Here is a 5,908-nt window from a genome sequence, read left to right on the forward strand (position 1 = left end):
GCCCGAGACGGTCCTGGAAACCCTCGAGCGTCTACGCTGACCGGGGCGCCAGCCGACCCGCCGGATGCCGTCCGGCGGGTCCCGCCGTTTCAGGCGCCGCTGCTGGTGGCGCGGATGGCGCCGGTGAAGCGGCGGGGCATGACCACCCAGCCGGCCGTCTCGAAAGCGCCGCGATGCAGGGTCGGCAGGCGCGCATCCAGCCAGCAGCGGGTCGGCAGATTCGGCTGTCGCGCCAGGATTTGCACCGCCGCGGTATCGCCCGGCAGGTTCGCGAGCCGTGCCCGGATATCGGCCTCGTCCCCGGCCGAAAGACCCGAGGCGATGAAGACGAGCCGCCCCCGCCGGTCGGCGAATCCGCCTTCGGCTGGCCAGCGCGGCAGTTTCACCGGCGCATAGGCATTGTCGCGGACGCATTGCACGACCACGGGCGCCTCGTCCCCCAGGGCGCGCACGAGACCCTTCACCCGCAGCAGGCGATCGCCGTATCGCGCCAGCAGCTGGCCCATGGCGATGGCGAAACTGCGCCAGGGCAGCGGTCCGTCGACGATCAGGACGAAGCTGGTGATGCCGTCGCCGTGATGCGGCCGTGGCGGGACCGCCTCCGCTCCATGGTGGTGGTCGCAGTCCCCGGCGTGGTCGCCATGGTGATGGTGGTCATGCGCCGCCTCGATCCGGGGGGCCGGCGCCCCGCCGAGCCAGTCGCCGACCGGCCGCATCCGGCGGTCGGCGGCATAGAGGCCGGCCCCGAAGAGGACGTCCGGCCCGATCTCGCCGTTTCGCAGCTCGATCACGGGGGCCGAAGGGTTGAGGCGGCGCAGCTTCGCCGTCAGATCCGCCCGCGTCGGCCGCGTGGCGAGATCCGACTTGCCGAGCAGCAGGAGATCGGCGATCGAAACCTGCCGCAGGGCCTCGTCGTGGCGGGCGAGCTGGTCGAGGCCGAGGGTGGCGTCGACCACGGTGATGACGCCGTCGCAGACATAGCGGACATTGACATGGCGGTTCTCCATCAGCGAATTCACCACGGGCACCGGATCGGCGAGGCCCGTGGTCTCGATGACGACGCGGCGGACAGGCGGAATCTCGCGCCGCGACATGCGCTCGTGCAGCGACTTCAGCGCCTCGATCAGGTCGCCGTTCATGGTGCAGCAGAGACAGCCTGAATCGAGAATCACCGTCTGTTCGTCGAGAGTCTCGACCAGATGGTGGTCGATGCCGATCTCGCCGAATTCATTGATCAGCAGGACGGTGCCGGCCATCGCCTCGTGCCGCATCAGGCGGTTGAGCAGGGTGGTCTTGCCTGCCCCGAGAAAGCCGGTGAGCAGGCTGACGGGAATGCGGCCGTCGTCGCGGGCCGATATCGCCGGGTCTGGGGCGCGGGTCTGCATGGGGTCCTCCGGGGCGATGCTCGTCTTGAGGTGGCGAGGTCTGGAGAGGCTTCACGCAAAGATCAGGCCAATATTGGCTGGCGCCGTGATCCCCGTTCGTCCCGGCTTGATCGTTCGAAAATCGAACGTCTGTGAAGAAATGGCGATCGATAATTGAACTCCGGTCATGACAAATTGACAAATACTCATGTATTCGCGTGTTCATTTACCCTGAAGCCCGGTAATTCGCTTGCGAAATATCCGCCCCGATGAATAGGATGAAGACGAAATCCGGCGATGACGCCGGTCTTCCCCTTACGGGAAGGTGGTGCGGGCGGGGGGCCCGACCGGTCTCTCGTGTGTCAGGCGACGAAGAGCGCCGAAGCCGTGAGCGGCGACGTCAGATCGCCGAAAACCAGGACGTCTGGGAGGACGATATGACCATGGCCGCGCGCGAAGAGCTGTTTTCCGCACCGGAGGACGACGGTGTCGTCATGACGTGGTGGGAGCGTTTCCTGGCCGAGCGCGACCTGCCGGCGGCGGCGAATGTGCGCAATCCGATTGGCCGGTCGTGGCGTCGCTGCGTCGGCGCCGACGTGGATCACCGGCGCGACCGCGCCCCGCCCCCGGTGCCGGGTGACGAATTCGAGTCGATCCGCCAGAGCTGCCTCGAGCTGATCGACGCCAGCGCGCCGGTCATGGCCTCGGCCCGCCACTTCCTGCAGGAGACGGGGACGGTGATGGTTCTCGCCGATCCAGCCGGACTGATCCTCAGTCTCGAGGGGGACATTTCGCTGCGCGGGGCGACCGAGAACATTCATCTGGTGCCGGGGGCCAACTGGAGCGAATTCACCTGCGGCACCAATGCGATCGGCACCGCCATCGAGACCGGGCAGCCGATCCAGATCCATTCCAACGAGCATTTCTGCGCCGGGATCAAGCATTGGTCCTGCTCGGCCGCCGTGCTCCGCGACCCTTGCGACGGCTCGATCATCGGCGCCATCGACGTCTCGGGCCTGCGCCGGTCCTACAGCCGCCATTCCATGGCGCTGGTGGTCGCGACCGCCGCCCGGATCGAGAGCCGCCTCGCCCAGATCGAGATGGACATCCGCTATCGCCTGCTCGAGGCCAGCATGAACCGCCTCACCGCCACCTCGACCGATGGCGTCGTGGTCTTCGACCGTCACGGCCGGGCCATCAAGGCCAATGCCGACGTGGCGGCCATGCTGCGCGACCTCGGCGCGACGCGGGAAGAGGCGGCGCGGGGCCTGGCGGCGATGAATTTCGACTGGCGCCGCGACACCTCCCGCCCGCTCCGTCTCCAGCCCTGGTTCCGTCAGGAATGGCTGACACCCATCCACGAGGGGGCCGAACGTCTGGGCGCGGTCATGATCGTTCCCGGCCATCATGCCCGCCACGTCAAGCCCAGGCGGCCGACCGTCCCGGCGGAGGAGAGGCGCGACAGGTCGGCCTTCGGACGTATCGTCGGGCGCGATCCCGCGCTGGCCGATGTGGTCGAGCGCGCCCGCCGGGTGGCGACCAGCGTCGCGCCGGTGCTGCTTCTCGGCGAATCCGGGGTCGGCAAGGAAGTCTTCGCCCGCAGCCTGCACGATGCCTCCAAGGTGGCGAGCGGCCCCTTCGTCGCCCTCAATTGCGGGGGCCTGTCGCGCGATCTTCTGACCAGCGAGCTTTTCGGCTATGCCGAGGGCTCCTTCACCGGCGCCCGCAAGGGCGGCATGTGCGGCAAGGTCGAGGCGGCCCATGGAGGAACCCTCTTCCTCGACGAAATCGGCGAAATGCCACTCGATTTCCAGCCGCTGTTCCTGCGCGTCCTCGAAGAGCGTGAAGTCTGCCGGATCGGCGAGACAAGGGCGCGCAAGGTCGACTTCCGCCTGGTCACCGCGACCAATCGTGACCTGCGCAAGGAAGTCGAGGCGGGGCGTTTTCGCCTCGATCTCTATTACCGGGTCTCGGTGGTGGGCATTACCGTGCCGGCCCTGCGCGATCGGCGTGGCGATATTCCCGAACTCGCCGAACATTTCGTCCGCCAGATGGTGGAAAAGCACGGCACCCCGCCCATCGGCATCTCGCCGGCCGTGATCGACCGGCTGATGCGATACGACTGGCCGGGCAACATCCGCGAATTGCGCAACGTGATCGAAAGCATGGTGCTCACCGCGGCGGGTCCGGAACTCGCCCCGCGTGATCTTCCGCCCGACATCACGTCGCGGATCGAGGAACATTTCGGCGGCATCGCGCCATCCCCGGCCGGGCTCTCGGCCATCGAGCGTGCCGAGCGCGATGCCTTGCTGACGATGATCCGCGCCTGCCGGGGCAATCTCACGGCGACCGCCCGGAGCGCCGGTCTCGCCAAAAGCACGGTCTATGCCAAGATCAGGAAATTCGGCCTCGATGGCGCGCTCACCGGCAGCCGGTCCTGACCGGCAACGTCTCGGAAGCGGCGCGCAGCCTTGGCCTGTCACGCGCGCAACCGGCTGACCGGATGAAGAAATTCGGCGGCGATGAAGCCCTCGCCGGATTGTAGCGACTGGAACGATCCCCCTCCCGCTTCGGGGGATCGCCGTTCAGTTCTTCTTCAGGCGGTAGGCGAGCTGGGCCCGGCTGATGCCGAGCAGCCGCGCCGCTTCGGAAATATTGCCGCCCGCCTGTTCGACCGCGCCGCGCAGCAGGAATTCCTCGAGCTGGTCGAGCGGAATGCGCGATTGCAGGACGGTCTGGACCAGCTGTTCGGGACTGCTCGACGCGGGCTGCGGGGTTTCCTCGCTCACCGGGTTGAGGTGGCCGTCCTGGTCCATGCCGAGGACGGCGGTATCGAACCGCTCGCCCGAGGTGAAGAGATGGCACAGATCGATGGCGCCATTCTCCGGCGCCAGGATCACGCCGCGTTCCACCATGTTCTCGAGCTCGCGCACGTTGCCCGGCCAGTTGTAGGAATAGAGGCTGGTGATCGCGCGCTGGGTGAAGCCGGTATGGGTCTTGCCGTGCCGGCGACAGAAATAGCCGAGGAAATGGTTGAGCAGCAGCGGGATATCCGCCCGGCGGTCGCGCAGCGGCGGGATCTGCACCGGAAACACGTTCAGGCGATAGAACAGATCCTCGCGGAAGCTGCCATCGGCGACGCCCCGCCGCAGGTCGACATTGGTGGCGGCGACGATGCGGACATCGACCTTGCGGCTGCGCTGGTCGCCCACCCGCTCGATCTCGCCTTCCTGCAGGGCGCGCAGCAGCTTGCCCTGGGCGGCGAGGCTGAGGGTGCCGATCTCGTCGAGGAACAGGGTGCCGGTGTTCGCCCGCTCGAAGCGGCCGGGGCGGGAGGCGACGGCGCCGGTATAGGCGCCCTTCTCGACGCCGAAGAGTTCGGATTCGATCAGATGTTCGGGGATCGCGGCGCAGTTGACGGCGATGAAGGGAGCGTCCACGCGGGGACTGATCCGGTGCAGGGTCTGGGCGAACATCTCCTTGCCGACACCGGATTCGCCGAGCAGCAGCACGGTCGCGTTGGTGCGGGAGACTTTCTCCAGCATGTGGCAGACGATGTTGAATCCCGCCGAGGCGCCGACCAGATCCTTGACCGGCGAGCGGCTGCCTTCGGCCGTCTCGGGCGTGGGGATGGGCGCCGCCACGGTATTGACGACGATCGGCCCCTGATTGCTGCGATTGGCGAAGGCATGGGGCTGCAGGTAGCGGATATCCTCTTCCGCATCCGACCATTCGGCCACCGGCTTGCCGACGATGCGGCAGGCGGCGTGGCCCATGGACCGGCATTCCAGCTCGCGGAACAACATCGGCCGTCCCATGAAGACGCTGGTGTAACCGGAAGCATAGCCGATCTGCATCCAGCAGGCGGGATCGGAGCCGATGCCGTGGGAGGCGATATGGACTTCGTCCTCACAGGAATCGTGCCAGATGAATTCGCCGTAGAAACGGCCGGTGTTCACATCGGATTCGACGCGAACCGGCTGGACCGTGACGATGCCTTCGATCATGTGGAGCTGCGGCCCCACGGTGAAGAAATCGAAGAAATCGCGGCCGTGGCGCACCTTGACCGCGAGTTCGGCGTCCTGCGCCCCCGAGGCATAGCCCATGCGGGTGAGCAGGGCGCGCGCGCCCTGGACGCCGATGGTCTCGATCAGCTCGTTGCGCAGCGCGCCCAAGGCATGGGTGTGGAGCAGGATCATCCGGTTGTCGTCGAGCCAGATCCGCCCGACTTGCGGGCAGAAGCGCAGGCGCGCCGCCAGATCGTCCATTTCTGGGAAGTTGCGAGAACTACCGGGAGGCGAAGCTGGATCTGCCATGCTGCTTCTTGCGGCGGTAAAGTTTCGGATGACCGCTGTCATGTTGTTTCCCCCGCTTATCGTTATAGGGCCCGATTTTTTCGAGCCTTGGAATTACGCAGGACTATAACATCATCGACCGTTCCAAATAACGGGATTGTCAGCACTTTCAGGGTTAACGCGGACAGAATGCTCCTGCCCTGAATACACAAACATTCACAGTGGTGGCGGATCCGCGCACCCTCGCGG

Annotated in this window: 3 protein-coding genes; 1 reads left to right on the plus strand and 2 read right to left on the minus strand. The window is 66.5% G+C overall.

Annotated features, from left to right (window positions below; all coding sequences use genetic code 11):
- Positions 1–89 precede the first annotated feature (89 nt).
- Positions 90–1,385: a CobW family GTP-binding protein gene (locus WAZ62_RS08840; protein ID WP_422643158.1), complete on the minus strand. Its 1,296-nt coding sequence runs from the start codon at positions 1,383–1,385 to the stop codon at positions 90–92.
- Positions 1,386–1,807: 422 nt separating this feature from the next.
- Here WAZ62_RS08840 and WAZ62_RS08845 point away from each other — a divergent pair, with 422 nt between their 5' ends.
- On the plus strand, positions 1,808–3,805 hold the full coding sequence (locus tag WAZ62_RS08845; RefSeq protein WP_422643159.1) for a sigma-54-dependent Fis family transcriptional regulator: 1,998 nt from the start codon (positions 1,808–1,810) through the stop codon (positions 3,803–3,805).
- 144 nt (positions 3,806–3,949) lie between these two features.
- Here the strand turns inward: WAZ62_RS08845 and WAZ62_RS08850 are convergent, their stop codons facing one another.
- Positions 3,950–5,632: a sigma 54-interacting transcriptional regulator gene (locus WAZ62_RS08850; protein ID WP_422643160.1), complete on the minus strand. Its 1,683-nt coding sequence runs from the start codon at positions 5,630–5,632 to the stop codon at positions 3,950–3,952.
- Positions 5,633–5,908: the final 276 nt, after the last annotated feature.

It is taken from the genome of Zavarzinia sp., assembly GCF_049306435.1.
Taxonomy (GTDB): Bacteria; Pseudomonadota; Alphaproteobacteria; order Zavarziniales; family Zavarziniaceae; genus Zavarzinia.

What these genes read in the sequence shown, in the direction of transcription:
- WAZ62_RS08840 (WP_422643158.1), bottom strand. Translation starts at nt 1,385, where the DNA reads ATGCAGACCCGCGCCCCAGACCCGGCGATATCGGCCCGCGACGACGGC.
- WAZ62_RS08845 (WP_422643159.1), top strand. Translation starts at nt 1,808, where the DNA reads ATGGCCGCGCGCGAAGAGCTGTTTTCCGCACCGGAGGACGACGGTGTC.
- WAZ62_RS08850 (WP_422643160.1), bottom strand. Translation starts at nt 5,632, where the DNA reads ATGGACGATCTGGCGGCGCGCCTGCGCTTCTGCCCGCAAGTCGGGCGG.